The organism is Rhodoferax sp. (assembly GCF_037143375.1).
In the GTDB taxonomy this organism is placed as follows: Bacteria; Pseudomonadota; Gammaproteobacteria; order Burkholderiales; family Burkholderiaceae_C; genus Rhodoferax.
Genome location: NZ_JBAWYV010000064.1, coordinates 1 through 18,741, shown reverse-complemented (window position 1 = coordinate 18,741; position 18,741 = coordinate 1). Strand labels below are relative to the sequence as shown.

Annotated in this window: 20 protein-coding genes and 1 pseudogene; 15 read left to right on the top strand and 6 right to left on the bottom strand. The window is 59.0% G+C overall.

Going from position 1 to position 18,741, the window contains the following annotated elements:
• Positions 1-1,109: HAD-IC family P-type ATPase (locus tag WCG50_RS11125; protein ID WP_336899668.1), on the bottom strand; the 1,109-nt coding region annotated here is incomplete at its 3' end.
• 334 nt (positions 1,110-1,443) lie between these two features.
• Between WCG50_RS11125 and WCG50_RS11120 the strand changes: the two genes are divergently transcribed.
• The 9 genes from WCG50_RS11120 to radA all read left to right on the top strand — a co-directional run bounded on the left by WCG50_RS11120 (position 1,444) and on the right by radA (position 7,626).
• Positions 1,444-1,806 (top strand): roadblock/LC7 domain-containing protein, encoded by a 363-nt coding sequence (locus WCG50_RS11120; protein WP_336899667.1) that lies wholly within the window; start codon positions 1,444-1,446, stop codon positions 1,804-1,806.
• A gap of 11 nt (positions 1,807-1,817) precedes the next feature.
• The gene (locus tag WCG50_RS11115; protein ID WP_336899666.1) at positions 1,818-2,312 is read left to right on the top strand and encodes a PAS domain-containing protein; all 495 of its coding nucleotides are present in this window, start codon (positions 1,818-1,820) and stop codon (positions 2,310-2,312) included.
• On the top strand, positions 2,309-3,058 hold the full coding sequence (locus WCG50_RS11110; protein ID WP_336899665.1) for a phosphate/phosphite/phosphonate ABC transporter substrate-binding protein: 750 nt from the start codon (positions 2,309-2,311) through the stop codon (positions 3,056-3,058). Before WCG50_RS11115 ends, WCG50_RS11110 begins: the two co-directional genes overlap by 4 nt.
• A complete protein-coding gene (locus WCG50_RS11105) occupies positions 3,051-3,644 on the top strand; it encodes a hypothetical protein (RefSeq protein WP_336899664.1) in 594 nt (197 codons plus the stop codon). Before WCG50_RS11110 ends, WCG50_RS11105 begins: the two co-directional genes overlap by 8 nt.
• The gene (locus WCG50_RS11100; RefSeq protein WP_336899663.1) at positions 3,641-4,417 is read left to right on the top strand and encodes a hypothetical protein; all 777 of its coding nucleotides are present in this window, start codon (positions 3,641-3,643) and stop codon (positions 4,415-4,417) included. The genes WCG50_RS11105 and WCG50_RS11100 overlap by 4 nt, the downstream gene beginning before the upstream one ends.
• A 2-nt stretch (positions 4,418-4,419) precedes the next feature.
• Positions 4,420-4,959, top strand: a complete 540-nt coding sequence (locus WCG50_RS11095; protein WP_336899662.1) for an ATP/GTP-binding protein — start codon at positions 4,420-4,422, stop codon at positions 4,957-4,959.
• A gap of 35 nt (positions 4,960-4,994) precedes the next feature.
• Positions 4,995-5,633, top strand: coding sequence for a hypothetical protein (locus WCG50_RS11090; protein WP_336899661.1), 639 nt, complete (start codon positions 4,995-4,997; stop codon positions 5,631-5,633).
• A 93-nt stretch (positions 5,634-5,726) separates the two neighbouring features.
• Complete coding sequence (locus WCG50_RS11085) at positions 5,727-6,224, top strand: hemerythrin domain-containing protein (RefSeq protein WP_336899660.1); 498 nt, start codon at positions 5,727-5,729, stop codon at positions 6,222-6,224.
• Between the two features lie 34 nt (positions 6,225-6,258).
• Entirely contained in the window at positions 6,259-7,626 is a 1,368-nt protein-coding gene (gene radA / locus WCG50_RS11080) for a DNA repair protein RadA (RefSeq protein ID WP_336899659.1), read from the top strand.
• 132 nt (positions 7,627-7,758) lie between these two features.
• Here the strand turns inward: radA and WCG50_RS11075 are convergent, their stop codons facing one another.
• The gene (locus WCG50_RS11075; protein WP_336899658.1) at positions 7,759-8,400 is read right to left on the bottom strand and encodes a glycine zipper 2TM domain-containing protein; all 642 of its coding nucleotides are present in this window, start codon (positions 8,398-8,400) and stop codon (positions 7,759-7,761) included.
• A gap of 227 nt (positions 8,401-8,627) precedes the next feature.
• On the opposite strand from WCG50_RS11075, the gene WCG50_RS11070 reads away from it, so the two are divergent.
• The 6 genes from WCG50_RS11070 (at position 8,628) to waaF (ending at position 13,699) form a co-directional block, all read left to right on the top strand.
• On the top strand, positions 8,628-9,332 hold the full coding sequence (locus WCG50_RS11070; protein WP_336899657.1) for a cytochrome b/b6 domain-containing protein: 705 nt from the start codon (positions 8,628-8,630) through the stop codon (positions 9,330-9,332).
• A 20-nt stretch (positions 9,333-9,352) separates the two neighbouring features.
• Positions 9,353-10,024, top strand: coding sequence for a winged helix-turn-helix domain-containing protein (locus tag WCG50_RS11065; RefSeq protein ID WP_336899656.1), 672 nt, complete (start codon positions 9,353-9,355; stop codon positions 10,022-10,024).
• Positions 10,021-11,385, top strand: coding sequence for an ATP-binding protein (locus WCG50_RS11060; RefSeq protein WP_336899655.1), 1,365 nt, complete (start codon positions 10,021-10,023; stop codon positions 11,383-11,385). The genes WCG50_RS11065 and WCG50_RS11060 overlap by 4 nt, the downstream gene beginning before the upstream one ends.
• Before the next feature lie 96 nt (positions 11,386-11,481).
• Entirely contained in the window at positions 11,482-12,423 is a 942-nt protein-coding gene (locus tag WCG50_RS11055) for a branched-chain amino acid transaminase (RefSeq protein ID WP_336899654.1), read from the top strand.
• Between the two features lie 42 nt (positions 12,424-12,465).
• A complete protein-coding gene (locus WCG50_RS11050; RefSeq protein WP_336899653.1) occupies positions 12,466-12,672 on the top strand; it encodes a zinc-finger domain-containing protein in 207 nt (68 codons plus the stop codon).
• Positions 12,673-12,709: 37 nt separating this feature from the next.
• Entirely contained in the window at positions 12,710-13,699 is a 990-nt protein-coding gene (gene waaF, locus WCG50_RS11045) for a lipopolysaccharide heptosyltransferase II (RefSeq protein WP_336899669.1), read from the top strand.
• Between the two features lie 261 nt (positions 13,700-13,960).
• Here waaF and WCG50_RS11040 read toward each other — a convergent pair whose 3' ends face one another.
• The 4 genes and pseudogenes from WCG50_RS11040 to WCG50_RS11025 form a co-directional block, all read right to left on the bottom strand.
• A complete protein-coding gene (locus WCG50_RS11040) occupies positions 13,961-15,247 on the bottom strand; it encodes an ATP-binding protein (protein WP_336899652.1) in 1,287 nt (428 codons plus the stop codon).
• Positions 15,248-15,249: 2 nt separating this feature from the next.
• The gene (locus WCG50_RS11035) at positions 15,250-15,954 is read right to left on the bottom strand and encodes a response regulator transcription factor (RefSeq protein WP_336899651.1); all 705 of its coding nucleotides are present in this window, start codon (positions 15,952-15,954) and stop codon (positions 15,250-15,252) included.
• 67 nt (positions 15,955-16,021) lie between these two features.
• Positions 16,022-18,493, bottom strand: a complete 2,472-nt coding sequence (locus tag WCG50_RS11030; protein ID WP_336899650.1) for a glycogen/starch/alpha-glucan phosphorylase — start codon at positions 18,491-18,493, stop codon at positions 16,022-16,024.
• A 9-nt stretch (positions 18,494-18,502) separates the two neighbouring features.
• Positions 18,503-18,741, bottom strand: a pseudogene (locus tag WCG50_RS11025) (starch synthase); the annotation flags it as partial.

The window sequence follows — 18,741 nt, the reverse complement described above, 5'->3', positions numbered from 1 at the left end:
ATGTCTTCGTGCGCCAGGATCGCGTCGTCCAGCGGGCTCTTCAGACCACTCTCAAAATAGCTGTTGAGGTAGGCCAGCGCCAGCACTTTCGGGTTGTCTTGCCCGGTGGCGTCCACATGGCGCTCCAGCCGGATTTTGGCCTCGGTCAGCGTGCCGGTTTTGTCGGTGCACAGCACATCCATCGCGCCCATGTCCTGAATGGCGGAGGGGCGCTTGACGATCACTTTCAGGTCTGCCATGCGCAAGGCGCCGCGTGTCAGCGTGACCGACACCACCATTGGCAGCAACTCGGGTGTCAGGCCCACCGCCAGCGCCACAGCGAATAAAAACGACTCCACTAGCGAGCGGTGCAAGGCCACATTCACCAGCAAGGTGAACAGCACCAGCAGCACGGTCAAGCGCATGATGAGCATGCCAAAGCGCCGGGTGCCGATCTCAAACGCGGTGGGCGGCGCGGCATCGGCCAGGCTGACCGCAATTTTCCCCAGCGCGGTGGCGCTGCCGGTGCGGCGAATCAACACCTGGGCCGAGCCACTGACCACTGAACTGCCCATGAAAACGGCGTTGCTCGACTCGGGCGATTCGTCGTCTGTCCCGGTCGGCGGCACGGTGGTGGCCAGGTCATCCTTGGGGGGGGTTGCGCTTTTTTCCACCGGGTAAGGCTCGCCCGTGAGTTGCGCCTGATTGACAAAGAAGTCATTCGCCTCCAGCACCTGGCCGTCGGCCGGCACCAGGCTACCCGCGGCCAGCAACACCACGTCACCTGGCACCAATTGCGCCACAGCCAACTCACACGGCTGACCATCGCGCAAGACCGTGGCCAACACCGCCACCTGCAAGGCCAGGCGTTCTGCGGCCTGACCGGCACGCCAGGATTGAACAAAATCAAGGCTCACGCTCATCAGCACGATCAGGCCAATGATGAGCGCGCCCGAGACGTCGCCCGTCAGGGCCGAAATACCGCAAGCGGCCAGCAACACCAAGACCAGTGGATTGCGAAAATGTGCCAAAAACTGCAGCAGCACCGTGCGTTGCAGCGCAGGCTGCAGCCGGTTCGGCCCGAACTGGCGAAGCCGTTGTTGCGCTTCTTGGTGGGTCAGTCCCCTCATGTCTGGCCCATGCCCTCTGCGACCACAACGGCCACGAAATGATGCCGGTAAATATTTGTCATATAGCCTTCTAGACCAAGTGAACAAAGCGCTAGCAGCTCCTATAAGTATAGCAATCAAACTTTCAGGCAAATCAACGAACGCTGCCATTCGTGCGATTGCCAAGGTCTCCCCATGACGGGCAACTGCCTGAGCAGATGTCATGTTAGGACCCCTTGAAAGGTTTAAACTTGATCAAAGTCATTTCCAAGATCGTTGATGCAAGTCAGAACTGTGACCAACACTCGCCGTTCCAATGGGTATCAACTTCCCAGACCCCGACCAGGAGCTTTAAATGCGTACCGACATGTTTCAGCAAGCGCTGGAAGACCTCAACGGCTCAACCGCCGACATCGAGGCTTCCGCCCTCATTTCTACCGACGGCCTGATGATTGCCTCTGCCCTGCCGCACGGCATGGACGAGGACCGTATCGGCGCCATGTCGGCGGCCCTGTTATCGCTAGGCGAGCGCACCGCCCGCGAACTCACGCGGGGTTCCCTGGAGCGAGTGCTGATCCAGGGCGAGCGCGGCTATGTCATCATGAGTTCTGCCGGCCCCGAGGCCGTGCTCACCGTGCTGGCGAAGTCCAACGCCAAACTCGGACTGATTTTTCTGGACATCAAGCGGGCCGCCGCCACCCTGTCCAAACTGATCTAACGGAGACCACCATGGGACTCTCCAACATGGTCGCACCCACCCCTCCTTTCGTCGAGGCGCAACTCACCTACACCGATGGCACTGCGCGCACGGTCTACTGCACCGAGATCGAAGTGCCGTTCCCCGAAGGACGCCTGATCGTCTCGCGCACCGATCTCAGTGGCATCATCACCCACGCCAACGATGCTTTTGTGGAGATGAGTGGCTACGCCCGGGAAGCACTGATTGGCGCTCCGCACCACATCCTGCGCCACCCTGACATGCCCAAGATCGCCTTCAAAGGCCTGTGGGACACCATTGCCGCCGGGCTGAAATGGCACGGCTACGTGAAAAATTTACGCCAGGATGGCGCCTATTACTGGGTCTACGCCACCGCCGTTCCCAATATCCGAAATGGCGTGATCGTGGGTTACACCTCGGTGCGGCGCAAGCCCTCGCGCACCCGGGTGGCCGAGCTTGTCCCGGTTTACAAGCAGTGGCTGGACGAAGAAAAGGCCGCGTCATGAGTCTCAATTTTTTAATCGCCCCCGACTTTGCACCTGAGCGCTTTGCCGGCTGGCACATGCTCAACATCCTGCTGCAGCGACGCTCCGGCCACGGCATGCACCTGCTAACCCCGGCCAATGCGCACGAACAAGCCGAACTGCTGGCGGCCGACAAGGTGGATCTGGTCTACGCCAATCCGTTTGATGCGACCGACATGATCCGCACCCACGGCTACATTCCATTTGCCCGGCCGATCCACCGTTACGACGAAATGGTGATCGCCACCGGCGCCGAATCCGGGCTGATGTGTGTGGATGACCTGAAACCCCACTGCCGCATCGCCCTGACCGAAAACAAGGACGTCAAACTCATCGGCCTGCGCCTGCTGGAACCGGCCGACCTGACCGAGGCCTTGATTGAGTGGGTGCCGGTGGACAGTTACCAGGCCGCAGCCCGGCGAGCCATCAAGGGCGAAGTTGAAGCCTCCTTCTTTTTGGCCGATGCCTATGCGTCCCTCACGCGCCTGACACGCGGCCAACTGCGGGTGCTGGTGGAAAGTGCCATCCACGACATCTCCCATGTCGTGCTGGCCCATCCCCGCCTGGCCGAGAAACTTCCTTCTATCCAGAACGCACTGCTTGAACTGGGGCAACATGCGGGCGATTCGGATGTGCTCGACGCGCTGGGCTTGCCCGAAGGCTTTGAGCCCATGTCGCAAGAAGAGGCTGAGTTCATGATTGACCTGATGGACACCCTGCTTGACTAATCTCCGCCCGATGACCGAAACCCCTTCTTGCGCACGCACTGCACTACGTCGGCAGGTCCGCCGTTTGCTGCAGGACCCCACTGCCGCCAGCCTTCACCTTGATCGCCTGAATGCGGCGCTGGCGCTGCCAGGATCAGAGCCGGGGCAAGGCGCCCTGGCCGACATATATGTGACCTTTGGCGAGCTGGATGCCGCCTTTAAACGCAGCGCCCTCTTGCTGGCGCGCCCACGCTTGGCCGAGCATGTAGTGCGCTGGTTCGAAGCGCAGGCCGACCAGCCCCGTTTGTCGCGCATCACGCCACTGGCCACACGCTGGAGTGTGCTGGCACGACCCAGCGCCGACATCTCAACCCGCGCACGCCGCTGCAGTGGCGACGATTCGCGCGCTCTGGCCGCGCAAGTGGTACTGGCAGTAGCGGGCCACGATATGCAGGCCCAGCAAGCATTTTTTCACCACTGCATCACCTGTCACGACAACCTGGCATTCATGCTGGCACGCCGTGCGTTGCTGCGTACCCAGTCGAGACTGCCCGCCCACTGGGAAACGGTCAGCAATCAACTTGAGCAACCCAAGGAACTCACATGAACGTGGTGGTCGCGGGCCTGTCGCCGCGTGAAGAAGCCGTGCTGGGCTTCTTTTTCAGTCGAAACCGCCCAACCTGGACCTGGCAAAGTGCACCTGCAGACCGCGCTGGCGCGCTGCCCCCCGCCGATCTGTACGTGGCAGACCTCGCAGCCCTCGGACTGGCCCGTGGCTCGGAAGCAGCCGTTGCCAAACTGCAAACCCTTTTGCAAGACACCCCGGCGGTGCTGCTGATGCCAGCCCATGACCTGACTTGGCCTGCCGTCGTGGTCAGCGCTGCCATGCGTTCATGGACTTGGCTTGCCAAACCGTACGGCACTAAAGAGATGCAGGACGCGCTAGAGATGGCCGCTGCGTATATCAACGCAGCAGCCCCGCCCGACACCCCGGAACTGCCGCTGGCAACCGAAGCCAATGGGTTGAGTGCCACTGGTTTGGCCCGCCGGTTGCGGTCGATACCAGATATCGGGCGCTTTGTTTTTCTGAGGAAACTCTCCGAGATGCTGACGCTGGACCGTCCGTTCGAGGCCCGTTTTACCGTTCAAAACTCACTCATCGTTCATCCTGCCCATGGTTGGATCGCCACCAACACGCCCTTGAAAGTGATTGAGCGGGTTTGCCAGAGTGATGCCATGGCGTCCGCTGTCAGCATCCGTGAAATCGATGGGGAGCAAGCCGAAGAGCGTGCTCAGCGCCTGGGCATGCCACCCAGTGAACTCGACCTATTCCTGTCCGACCTGGTGACGGCCACTTTCGATCCATCCCTTTTCAAGTAGCCATGACGAAAAATTACAAAATCGTTTTCACTGGACCTGCCGGTGCCGGGAAAACCACGGCCATTCAAACGCTTTCCGACATTCCATTGATCCTGACCGAAGCGGTAGCCACTGACCAGGTACGTCAATTGAAACCAGCCACCACCGTCGCCATGGACTACGGCATGATGAAACTATCGAACGGTGACAAAGTCAATCTATACGGCACGCCAGGCCAGAAACGGTTCGATTTCATGTGGGACATCCTGTCTCAAGATGCTCAGGGCATGGTGCTGATGATCAATGCCACCGCGCCCAATCCGGTCGATGATCTGCGGTTTTTTTGCAACCACTTTCGTCCGTTTGTCGAAAGCGACGCCTTGGTGGTGGCCGTCACCCATGCTGATCAGGTCCGATTTGACGTGGCCACGCTGCTGATGAACGAGTTGAACCAACAAGGCGCCGCCCCGCGTGTAATGGAGGTGGATGCACGCCAGCACAAACCCATGGCCCTGCTGGTGGAGTCCCTGATCTTCAGTCTGAATACACTGTATTCAAGCTAAATCAGCCGACTTCTGCACCCTTTTTTATACACACCATGACAGGTACTGCAATGACACCCACCGATTCAGAATGGTTCATGCTGACGCCAGCGGGCGTATTGCACGCTTTCGCCAACAAACAGCCCGGCGCTACCGAACTGGCCCTGCAGGCGCTGCTCGCTGGACATCGCACGCTGGATCTCTCCGGCTGGACTGAAAAAGTCGCCACAGCCCCCTCACTGGCCACGCAGGCGGTGGAACAGGGTTGGGTACAACTCCTGGAGCGCCCATTGCAAGGACCAGATGCTAATCTTGACGATTTTTTGCAACACGTAATCGCCTCACTGTCGGGCGAACGCCGGGCCGTATTGGCCTCTGAAGGCGGCTTCTGCCTGGGGCGTACCGGCATCGAGCAGGATGACGCGGAAACCTTGTGTGCCGCCGCCGCTGATTACGCCGATTTTGCCGCTCGCCAAGCACGCCGTGGCTGGGATGGGGCCAGCCGTTACATCTCGTTCCACACCGACCCGGAATTCCTGCTACCCAGTTACTCATTTGTACCTTTTTGGGTTGACGGGGCGGGGTACTGGTTGATCATTGCTGGCGAACCCTTGCTAAACAACCCGGCACTGGTGGAACTGCTGTGGGGCATCAAGGAAGCGGGCACCCGCTTCGCCGCGCCTGCGGGGCTCTGAACGGACGGTATTTTCTGTTGACGTCGTCCAGATCTCGGATAATTCTTATCTATCTTGCAGCCAAAAATTTGCCTAGTCCACCGAAAGTGTCCCATGAACAAGGTTCCTGAAGTTCTCAGTTTCGAAGCGTTTGACTCCTGCCATCGTCAGATACAAATTCATTTGGATGAACTCAGCGTTATTGCAGACCAAGTTACCCACCAAATCCTTGATCCCCAGGCCATTGAAAAGGTCAGAGAAATAGAGCTTTTTTTCTCAGGCGTTTCCCGCGAACATCACTCCGATGAAGAAGAAGACATCTTCCCCAGGCTGATGCAGAGTGGAGATCAAGCGTTGATGGCCACAGTCCGCAGCCTTATTCAAGATCATTTCTGGATCGAAAAATACTGGCTCGATCTGGAACCACAACTTCAGTCCCTTACTGGCGCAAGCCCATGGCCTGAAGCGGGTGAGTTTCAGCGCACGGTGCGTGCTTTCCTGGAACTGTGTAATCACCACATTGCGGTTGAAGAGGCCCTGATCTATCCAGAGGCCAAGTCCCGCCTCGCTCAATGTCAATTCGAGCGAACACCTTATTCCCGAACAGTCTGAAGCTGGGACAACACAAGTCCCGTAACATCCCGGCATGGCCAAAGAAAAAACTGTTTACGTCTGCGCCGACTGTGGTGGCACCAGCCCCAAATGGCTCGGCAAATGCCCCAGCTGCAACGCCTGGAATACCCTGATTGAATCGGTCGCCGACAACGCGGCCCCCACCAAAAACCGCTTCGCTTCACTAGCGAAGACTGCCGAAGTCGTTACGTTGGGCGACATCGACGCGGTCGACATGGCGCGCACTCCAACCGGCCACGAAGAACTCGACCGCGTGCTGGGCGGCGGCATTGTCGAAGGCGGCGTGGTGCTGATCGGCGGCGACCCCGGCATTGGCAAATCCACCTTGCTGTTGCAGGCACTGGATTCGTTGCAGCGCAGCGGACAAAGCACCTTGTATGTCACCGGCGAAGAAAGCGGCGCCCAGGTTGCCCTGCGCTCGCGGCGCCTCGGGCTGGACAACTCGCAGGTCAAAGTGCTGGCCGAGATTCAACTGGACAAGATCCTGGCCACACTGAACCACATGCAACCCAGCATCGCGGTCATTGACTCGATTCAAACCGTCTACTCGGACCAACTGACCTCGGCGCCCGGCTCGGTCGCCCAGGTGCGCGAGTGCGCGGCGCACCTGACCCGCGCCGCCAAGGCCAGCGGCGTCTGCATCGTGCTGGTCGGCCACGTCACCAAAGAGGGCACGCTGGCCGGGCCGCGCGTACTGGAGCACATGGTGGACACCGTACTGTACTTTGAGGGCGACACCCACTCAAGTTTTCGGCTGGTGCGCGCCATCAAGAACCGTTTTGGCGCCGTCAATGAAATTGGCGTGTTTGCCATGACCGAAAAAGGCCTCAAGGGCGTGAGCAACCCGAGCGCCATTTTCTTGAGCCAGCACGCCGAACCGGTGCCCGGCAGTTGTGTCATGGTTACTTTAGAAGGCACGCGCCCGATGCTGGTGGAAATTCAGGCGTTGGTGGACGATGGCGGGCCGTCGCCCCGGCGCTTGAGCGTGGGGCTGGACAAAGACCGCCTAGCCATGCTGCTGGCGGTGCTGCACCGCCATGCGGGCGTGGCGTGCATGGACCAGGATGTGTTTGTCAACGCCGTCGGCGGCGTGCGCATCAGCGAGCCCGCCGCCGATCTGGCGGTGCTACTGGCCATCACGTCGAGCTTGCGCGGCAAGCCGCTGCCGAAGGGCTTTTTTGCCTTTGGCGAAGTGGGGTTGGCGGGCGAGGTGCGCCCCGCGCCACGCGGCCAGGAGCGCCTGAAAGAAGCCGCCAAGCTGGGCTTCAGCGTGGCAGTGGTGCCCAAAGCCAACGCGCCCAAAAAGCCCATTGAAGGCCTGACGATCCACGCCGTGGAACGGGTCGAACAGGCGATGGACGTGGTGCGGTCGCTGCAATAAAAAGCTATATATTTAATAGCTGCTCACGCTTATACAACGGGGGCTAGAGGCTTAAAACACCAATAATTAGCGCTGCTGGCAAGTCGGGTTGTGCCGGCTGGCTCACCCGACCTGCGATGCTGCGGCGCCTGATCAATCACGCACGATGGTGCTGCCCGAGTTCTTGACCGAGTCACCCGCCTTCAGGCCGGGGTCTTGCTCAAAGTCAAAGCTGCCTTTGGTGCCGTTGGCGTAATGCACGCTGACCACCCAGATTTTTTTGGTTTTGACTTTTTCCTCGATTTTCTTGCCGGCGTAAGCGCCGCCTGCGGCCCCGGCAATCGTGGCCAGGTCTTTGCCCATGCCACTGCCGACCTGGTGCCCCAGCACGGCACCGGCGACCCCCCCGGCAATCAGGCCGAGTGGGCTGCTTTCGCCCTCTTTTTCGGTCACGGTCACGGCGACCACCTTGCCGCAATCGGCGCAAACTGGGGCGGCCCCATTGGCGGCCTTGACCGCTTTGACCGGCGCTGCTTTGGTCGCTGCCGTCATTTGCGCCTTGGCTGCCACTATGGCCTTGTCGTACTCGGCTTTGGCATCGCGTCGGCATTGCAAGCGGGCATTGGATGCGGCTTCATCGTTGCAAAGCTTCTTGTCCTCGTTGTAGCGTGACAGCGCTTTTTTACTGTCGGCGGCTAATTGCGCTTTGGGGGTCAATGGGGTTTCGGCCAGCGCAGGCAAGGTCATGCCTGCCAGGCAAAGGCTACCGACCCACATCAATAATTGTTTTTTCATGGCGTTCTCCTAAGGCTAAGAGTTGGGGATTGTCGTTGCAAGTGCAAAAACACAGACAACAGAATACTGCTTTATTTAAGAAATACTTAATCTGCCATTCCTAAGATGGTCCTCCACGAAGGGTCAATGCAAGATGACAATTCTCATTTTGGGCACTTTTCCCAACTTGCATCTGTCGCATTGACCCGGACCGCCTTACTCTAAATGAAACCCACTTGACACTCCACATGACCCCTTCAACCGAAAAGACAAAAATCAGGGTGTGGGACGCACCCATAAGGGTATTTCACTGGCTCATGGTGCTGTGCTTTGCCGGCGCCTACTTGACCGCTGAAAGTGACAGCTGGCTGATGCTGCATCTCACCTTGGGCTACACGTTGGGTGGTTTGGTGGTGTTTCGTCTGGTCTGGGGCGTAATCGGTAGCCGCTACGCTCGCTTTGGCAGTTTCGTACGCGGCCCATCAGCGGTTTTGCGCTACGGGAAATCCATGCTGAGTGGCACACCGGAACACCACAACGGCCACAACCCGGCGGGGGCAGTGGCGATTGTGTTGTTGCTGGCGTCAAGCCTGACCGTCGTCCTGAGTGGCTGGGTTTTTTACACCGATCTGGGCGGACATTGGGTGAAAGAGCTGCACGAAGGTGCTGCCGGTTTCATGCTGGCCATGGTGTGCGTGCACGTGGCCGGCGTGGTGCTGGCAAGTTGGCTGCACCGCGAAAATCTGGTGCGCGCCATGCTCACAGGCATCAAGGAAGGCGCGCCCGGCGAAGGCATTCGCCGCTCTTGGCGGCCATTGGCGCTGGTCCTCGTTTGCGTTGTGATGGGCTACTGGTGGCTGCAATGGCAAGCGCCTGCGCCAAACCCTGTTCAGGGCCGCACCAGCTCCTCAGAATACTCAAAACACGACTCGCACGAGCGCGACAATGACTGAACCACACTGGAGTTTTTATTATGCGAATCCTGCTGGCTGAAGATGATGAGATTCTGGGCGACGGCCTGCGCGCCGGACTGCGTCAACTGGGCTTTCAGGTGGACTGGGTGCGCGACGGCGTCGCCGCCGAACGGGAGTTGATGGCGGGCGACTACACAGCGGCCGTGCTTGACTTGGGCCTTCCCTACAAAGACGGCCTTGACGTCCTTCAATCACTGCGGGCCCACAAGATCAGTACCCCGGTGCTGGTCCTGACTGCGCGGGACGCCGTGCCCGACCGAATTCGGGGCCTGGATCTTGGGGCCGATGACTACGTCGTCAAGCCGGTGGATTTGCATGAATTGGGCGCGCGCCTGCGCTCGCTGGTGCGGCGCTCGCACGGCCAGATGCAGGATACCGTGCAATGCGGCGCAGTCCTGCTGGAGCCCTCTACCCGGCGGGTCAGCCTGAATGGCGAGGCTGTCACCCTGTCCACGCGCGAGTTTGATTTGCTGCACGTCCTGATGCTCAATGCCGACCGCGTCATGTCACGCGAGCAACTGGAGCAGCAACTTTACAGCTGGGGCTATGAGGTCGACAGCAATGCCATTGAGGTCCACATTCACCACTTGCGGCGCAAACTGCACCCTGATGTGATTCAAACCGTGCGGGGCGTGGGCTACACCGTGTTGCGCACGCAGGAGCTGAAATGATCTTTCGGCGGCGCTCCCTCAAGTCCTTGCAGGCGCGGTTGCTGGTGCCACTCTTGACGCTGGTGACGGTGGTGTGGGTCGGTGCCGCCATTTTGACCTGGGTCGATGCGCGTGAAGAGCTTGACGACCTGCTGGATGGCCATCTGGCGCAGGCGGCCGCCTTGCTGGTGGTGCAACAAGCCGGGGCCGATGAAGATGATGGCGTAGCAGATGCCCCGACCCTGCACAAATACGCGCCCCTGGTGGCGTTTCAGGTGTTCCATGAAGGCAAACTGGTTATGCGCTCGGCCAATGCGGGCTTGAAACCCATGTCGCCCAAAGACCACGGCTTTGAGACCGTTCGACTGAGCGATGGTGACCGGTGGCGCGTGTTTTCCACGCGTGGCACCGTGAGCGATGTTCAGGTCTATGTGGGTGAACAAACGGCGTCCCGCAATGCGATTCTCTGGGCCATCCTGCACAGCGTTTTATTACCCTTGTTGTATGCCCTGCCGCTGTTGGCATTGGGCGGATGGTGGGCCGTGAGTCAGGGTTTGGCGCCCTTGCGGCAACTCAGCCAGATGCTGAGTCAGCGGCGCCCGCAAGCCCTGGAACCGGTGATGCTGGAAGGTTTGCCGACGGAATTGCAACCAACGATTCAATCGCTCAATGCCTTGTTTGAGCGCATTGACCAGATGGTGGTGTCCGAGCGCCGCTTTACCGCCGATGCCGCGCACGAACTGCGCACCCCGATTGCCGGCATTCGGGCCCAGGCGCAGGTCGCACTGGGCGCAGGCGATGACGAGGCTCAGCGCCAGCATGCCTTGCGGGCCACGCTGGCGGGTTGCGACCGAGCGACCCGCCTGGTCGAGCAATTATTGACACTGGCGCGGCTGGAAGCATCCCCCGCCAGCACGACCTCGGTCACCACCGTGGACTTGAGCGCGGTGGCTCGCCGGATCGCTGCCGACCTCGCCACCTCCGCGCTGGCACGTCATCAAACCCTGGAACTCGATGCCATCGCAGCGTGTCTGGTGGCAGGCAATGACTTGCTAACCGGCGTGCTGGTGCGCAATTTGATCGACAACGCCATTCGCTACTGCCCCGAGGGGGCGCAGATTGAGGTGCGCGTGGCGTTTGACGCCGGGCAGGTCCAGTTGCAGGTGCAAGACAGCGGCCCCGGCATGACAGAAGCCGAGATGGCGCGACTGGGTGAGCGCTTTTTCCGGGTACTAGGCCACGAGAAACCCGGCAGTGGCTTGGGTTGGTCCATTGTCAAAAGAATTGCCGATGTCTTTGGCGCTCAGGTGCAAGTCAGTCGGTCGACTTTATTAGGCGGCCTGGCCGTGGTCGTGCGCTGGCCCGTGCCGCCAAAAGCGTAGCGGCGAGCCCCGACGGCAGATGTGGGGAAACATCTGCGGCTTGCCCCGTAAAATCAGTTTTTTAAAAGACAATCTTTGACCTCTTTAAGGAAACTCATGACTGCGAAACCCCCTTCCATGGCTGACCGCGACGGCAAAATCTGGATGGATGGCCAGATGGTGGAATGGCGCGACGCCAAAATCCACGTCCTGACCCACACCCTGCACTACGGCTGCGGCGCCTTTGAAGGCGTGCGAGCCTACCACCTGCAAGACGGCAGCACCGGCATTTTCAGGCTTGAAGAGCACACCGAGCGCTTGTTCAACAGCGCCAAAATCCTGCGCATGAAAATCCCGTTTACCCAGCAGGAAGTCATGCAGGCCACGCTGGACGTGGTGCGCGCCAATAAGCTGCCCAGTTGCTACATCCGGCCGTTGACCTGGATTGGCTCCGAAAAGCTGGGCGTCTCTCCCAAAGGTAATTCCATCCATTTGATGGTGGCGGCCTGGCCTTGGGGCTCTTACCTGGGCGATGAGGGTATGAAGCGCGGCATCCGCGTCAAGACCTCCAGCTTCACGCGCCATCATGTCAACATCACCATGATCCACGCCAAGGCGGTGAGCAATTACACCAACTCGATTCTGGCCAACATGGAAGCCACCGACGAGGGCTACGACGAAGCACTATTGCTTGACCCGCAAGGTTTTGTGTCTGAGGGCGCAGGCGAAAACGTGTTTATCGTGCGCAAAGGCGCGGTCTACACCCCCGACTCCAGCGCAGGGGCCCTCAACGGCATTACCCGCAACACCATTTTTGCGATCTGCGCCGACCTCGGCATCGAGTTGCGTGAGAAGCCCATCACCCGTGACGAGGTGTATATCGCTGACGAGGCTTTTTTCAGCGGAACAGCCGCCGAAGTGACGCCCATTCGCGAACTCGACCGGATTGAAATTGGATCCGGCTCACGAGGTCCGATCACCGAAAAAATCCAGAGTGCGTTCTTTGACATCGTCAATGGCCGCAACCCCAAATATGCCGATTGGCTGACGAAAGTCTGAGCCCGGCGCCGACACCACCTCCACTAAAACTCCAAAATCCCCATGAGCAATAAATCCATTGAACTACTGGCCAAAGACCTGAACCTCCAAGGTGGCGTGTATTGCCCCAGCCCGCTGGCCGGCATGAAAATCTGGGACGGCCACCCCAAGGTTTACCTTGACGTGGCCCTTCACGGTGAGGCCAAGTGCCCTTACTGCGGCACTGTTTACAAACTGAAAGACGGCGAACACTTCGCGGGTGGACATTAAAGAATTGGGGTCACCTCCCCTTTCAACTTCCCGCTCTTTGGTCATCGCGCCCCAGTGGATCGGGGACGCGGTGATGACCGAACCTCTGATGCGTCGCCTGGCCGACCGGGGTGAACGCCTCACGGTCGGTGCCTTGCCCTGGGTCGCCCCGGTCTACCGCTTGATTCCGCAGGTGGCCGAGGTGATTGAATTTCCGTTTGCCCACGGGGGACTGCAGTGGCAAGCCCGCCGCCAGCTGGCCCAACAACTCCGGGGACGCTTTGACACCGCCTACCTCTGCCCCAACTCGCTGAAAAGTTCGCTGTTGCCGTTTCTGGCGGGTATTCCCAAGCGGATCGGGTACACCGGCGAATCCCGGATTGGCCTGCTGACCCAGCGACTGAAAAACCCACCCAAGTCCCAGCGTCCACCGATGGTCGCTTTTTACTCGGCGCTCAGTGGTGAGTCTGACTTGGCGAATGATCGCCCGCAACTGCGCATGAACGACGCAGACGTTGATCTGGCCCTGATGTCGATGGGTTTGCAACGCGGCGCTTATGTCGTGTTTGCGCCCGGCGCCGAGTACGGCCCTGCCAAGCGTTGGCCGGCAGCGCATTTCTCAACCTTAGCCCGACTTTTGGACCGTACGGTCGTCTTGCTGGGCTCCAGCAAAGAGTTCGACCTCTGTGAAGAGATCGCGGCACCTGTTAATGCCGAGCAACCGGGCAAATGCCTGAACCTTGCAGGCAAAACAACGCTAGTCCAAGCATTCAGTGCGATAGCAGCTACTAAAAACGTAGTGAGCAACGATTCAGGCCTGATGCATGTCGCCGCAGCTTTCGGGGTGCCGCAAATCGCGCTCTTTGGCTCGAGCAGCCCATTGCACACCCCCCCACTGAGCGAGCAAGCCACCGTGCTGTGGCTCAAAAACAATCCTGCCTACCATCCCCCACTGGACTGTGCTCCCTGCTTTATGCGGGAATGCCCGCTGGGCCACACCCGCTGCCTGACCGACATCACGCCGGCAGACGTACTGCAAAAAATATAGCTACTCGCGCAGGTAATACGGGGGCTAGAAGTCAATTTGGCTAAAAAAAAGCCACCCGAAGGTGGCTTTGTAAAAGTCCCCGAAGGGACGTCGTTGGAACTATGAAAACCCATGAGCTTGAAAGCCCGTCTGTTTGTCGACTGGGCTCCAACTCTTGAACACTGTGACAGCAGTTGGGTCAACTTTAACGGGCATTGCGCACTTGCACCATCCCCCATTTGGGGGATATTGAGGCCTATTTTCAAAAAATTTCCACTTTTTTCAGGTGTTTGTGCCAGTTTCATCTGCCAAAGGCAGTTTTACGACGAAACAAGCACCGCCGTCAGGTCGATTTTCGCAATGCACACTGCCACCATGGCGAATAACGATGGATTTCACCAGTGCCAACCCCAGCCCGACACCGCCATCGCGCTCCGTTGCACCCGGCAAACGGTAAAAAGGCTCAAAAATGCGTTCGCGCAATTCTGGCGGCACACCCGGGCCACGGTCGGCCACAGTGATTACGGCCTGTGTATCGGTCCTTTCCAAGGTCACACTAATATCACCGGCAGCATGGCGACGAGCATTCTCCAGCAAATTGCGCACGATCCGTCGAAGCAGCTTGGTCACGCCCTGCACCGCCAATGAGGATGATTCAGCCGGCGCGCCATCGGTGGCCGTCACACCTTGCCCGAGTTGGACATCCAACTCAGCCCCGACACGGGCGCATTCTTCAGCCGCCAAGCCAATCAGATCCACCGACTCCACCGTCCCCAAATCAGCCTCGCAGGCATCAAGTCGGCTGGCCAGCAGAATCTCTTCAATCAACTGATCCAGTTCAGCAATATTTCGAGAAATTTCAGCCTTGAAGGTCGGGGAAGAGGGTGCACCCATCAACTCCAACCCCATGCGGATGCGGGTGAGTGGCGAACGCAGTTCGTGGGAGGCATTGGCCAACAGTGATTTCTGAGATGCCAACAAGGACTCATGCGACTTCACCAAGGTTTCAATGCGCTCGGCGGCGTGGTTAAAACGCCGCGCCAGAAACGCCACCTCGTCTTGCCCGCTCTCCGGCACGCGAATCGACAGATCGCCCTCGCCCCATTTCTCCACCCCATTTTGTAGACGCTCCAGGCGACGCGTGAGCTTGCGAATAATCGGATATGTGGCCAGCGCCACGGCAATCGCCACCAGGGTCAGCATCCAGACAAATCCAAACGGCGGTCGAAACCATAGCGAGTTGGGGGGCCGTGGCAGATGCATGTGAACCACCTGCCCATCGTCCATGAGGACCACAAACTCGGGGCCATTACCGCCCAGATTGCGAGGAACCATCGTTGGGGACGCTTCGCCCGGCTCGCCAGCGGGGCGGGCTTCTGAATCCGCTTCCGGCCGACGCAGACGCGAGTGGCCTTTGCCGATGACTTGCCCGGACTCGTTGCGAATCACCACATCACGCAACGGTGCGTCGGTGGCCAGACGCCAGGCCCAGCCTACCAGCAAAGTGAGCACGGCTACTGCCAGCACCACGGCCAGCCAGATGCGCACATAGAGCCGCTTGAAAAACATGGTCAGTCTTGCTGTCGGGCAAACACGTAGCCCACCCCACGCACCGTAAGTATGCGTTTGGGGTTCTTGGCATCCACCTCAATGGCGGCGCGAATGCGCCCCATGTGCACGTCAATGGAGCGGTCAAAGGCGTCGAGTTCGCGCCCTCGCACGGCTTCCATAATCTGGTCACGCGTGAGCACCCGCCCGGCCCGCTCGGCCAGAGCGACCAGCAAGTCAAACTGGTAGGAGGTCAAGTCGCAAACAGCAGCTCCGACGCTGACGGTGCGGGCGTCGCGGTCAATCTCAAGGGTGCCAAAACGCAATTGCTTGCCCGCCACCGGCGCGCCTTCGACGCGCCGACGCAACACGGCACGAATGCGTGCCAGCAACTCGCGCGGCTCAAACGGCTTGGGCAGGTAGTCATCTGCTCCAATTTCAAGCCCGATGATGCGGTCCATCGGGTCGCCCTTGGCGGTCAGCATCAACACCGGCGTTTGCGCCAGCGCTCCGGGTAGCGCCCGTATGCGACGGCAGACCTCCAGACCATCCATGTCTGGCAGCATCAAGTCCAGAATCACCAAGTCAGGCAGGCTCGCCTGGATGGCGGCCAGACCACTCTGACCATCGCCGGCATGGCCGACTTCAAACCCGGACTGCCCCAGGTACTCGCTCACCATCCGGGCCAGGCGGGCGTCGTCTTCGATCATCAAAAGGTGTTGGCTCATGACTGCAGTCTAAGCCGGGCCCGCTTCAGTCCATTGAAGCGACAGTAAAGTTTCAGTAAAAGAAACCTTAGCCAACGGTCGCCAACGGCGGCATCGAGAGCGGCTCAACACCCCATATTTCGCTGGCGTATTCACGGATGGTGCGGTCAGATGAAAACACCCCCATGCCTGCCACGTTAAGAATAGCGCTGCGGGTCCAGGCTGCAGGACGGCGGTACAGGTCATCGACCCGGTCCTGGCACGCCACATATTCGTCGTAATCGGCCAGCAACTGGTAATGATCAGACTCAATCAAGGCGTTGACCACATTGCGGTAACGCTCTGGTTCTTCGGGTGAAAACTCGCCTTCAGCGATCCGATCGATAGCGCACTTCAGGTCAAAATTCTTCTCGTAGTACCCGCGTGGCTGGTAGCCATTGCCGCGTAACTCGCCGACTTTGTCGGTGCGGTTACCAAAGATGAAGATATTGTCCAGCCCGACGTTTTCAGCAATCTCAATATTGGCGCCATCCCAGGTGCCAATGGTGAGAGCCCCATTGAGAGCAAATTTCATGTTGCCGGTACCCGAGGCTTCCGTACCAGCGGTTGAAATCTGCTCTGACAGATTGGCGCCAGGGATGATGATCTCCGCCAGCGACACCCGGTAGTTGGGGATGAAAACCACCTTCAGCAGCGAACCAATGCGGGGGTCGTTGTTGATGACGCGCGCCACATCATTGATAAGCCGAATGATCAGCTTGGCCATGTAATAAGCCGAGGCAGCCTTGCCGGCGAAGATGACCGTACGGGGCACCCAGTTTGCATGCGGGTTAGCCAAAATGCGGTGATAGCGCGTGATGACATGCAGCACATTAAGCAACTGGCGCTTGTACTCGTGCATGCGCTTAACCTGCACATCAAAAAGGCTGTGCGGGTCGACCACCACCCCGGGGCACTGGGCAATCAGGTCGGTCAGGCGGCGCTTGTTTTGCTGCTTGGCCAAGCGGAATGCGTTTTGGAACTCAGGGTCATCGGCGAACTCACGCAGTTGCGTCAATTGATCCAGATCGCGCCGCCACTCCGCGCCAATGCGACTGTCAATCAGGGCTGAGAGCGGCCGGTTGGCCTGTGACAGCCAGCGACGCGGGGTAATGCCATTTGTCTTATTGCAAAAACGATCGGGGTACATCCGTGCAAAGTCCGAGAAGATGGTGTCAACCATCAACTGACTGTGCAAGGCCGAAACGCCATTGATCTTGTGGCTGGCCAGCACCGAAAGGTGCGCCATGCGCACTCGGCGCACGCCGCGCTCTTCAATCAGGGAAATACGGCGCAACAAGGCATGGTCTGCGGGGAAGCGGCTGTGCACTTCGGCGAGGAATCGAGCGTTAATGTCGTAAATCAGACCCATATGCCGCGGCAGCACCCGGCCCAGCAAATCGACCTGCCAGGTTTCGAGCGCCTCTTCCATGAGCGTGTGATTGGTATACGAGAAAATTCGCGTGCACAAAGACCACGCCTTTTCCCAGTCGACCTGGTACTCGTCCAATAGCAAGCGCATCAACTCAGGTACCGCCAAGGCCGGGTGAGTGTCGTTCAGGTGGATGGCGATCTTGTCAGCCAGTTGGTCAAAGCCCCCGTGATTTTTCAGGTGCCGCCGCAAAATATCCTGCAACGAGGCGCTGACAAAGAAGTATTCCTGGCGCAAACGGAGTTCGTGCCCGTGCTCAGTCCGGTCATCTGGGTACAGCACGCGTGAGACGTTTTCAGACTGGTTTTTAGCCTCTACCGCCTGGATGTAATCACCCCGGTTGAACGCATCAAGATTAACCCCGCCGCTGGCGCGTGCCGACCAGAGCCGCATGGTAACCACGCTGCTCATTTGATGGCCAGGCACCCCGCTGTCGTAGGCAGTGGCAATCACGTCTTGTGTGTCCAACCACAGTGAATGGCCATTTTGAGGCACCAGACGGCCACCAAAACGAATGGTGTAGCTGAACTCGGGACGAATGAACTCCCAGGGGTAACCATTTACCAACCAATAATCAGGTTCTTCTACTTGCTGACCATGCTCAATGCGCTGAGCAAACATGCCGTATTCGTAACGAATACCGTAGCCCATGCCGGGCAGCCCCACCGTGGCCATCGAATCCAGAAAGCAAGCTGCCAGGCGACCCAGGCCGCCATTGCCCAAGCCGGCATCGGGTTCCAGGTCAATCAGGGCGTCAAAGTCGGCCCCCAGCAAAGCGCAGGCCTGCTTGATGGGCTCGTAGATGTCGGTTGCCAGTATGGCGTTGGTCAAGGCACGCCCGGTGAGAAACTCCATCGAGAGGTAGTACACCCGCTTGGCGTCCTGATCTTCGGCCTGCGCCAGTGACTCGCGCCAACTGTTCATGATGCGGTCGCGAACAGCATAAAAAACGGCAAACAACCAGTCACGCTGAGTGGCTGAGCGCAGGTCTTTACCCACTGCGTACACCAAACGGTTCGAGATCGAACGACGAAGCGCTTCAACGCTATTGGTGGGCTTGTCAAATTGAAATAATAATGTTTGAGGCATAGTTGGTTTTTACCGAATAATGAATGCTGACGCAAGTTTGGCGCCTGGCCGCAGAGACTGATACAGATCGATATGGTGCTGAGCGGCGGCGAGCCAGTCGAATCGCAGGCCCATGCCTTGTTTCTGGACGGCACGCCATTCATCCGGGCGTTGAAACAAGACAAAGGCTCTTCGCATGGCACTCAGCAAACCCTTGGCACTCAACTCTTCAAAGACAAAGCCAGTGGCGCTTGAGTCGTCCAGGTTCT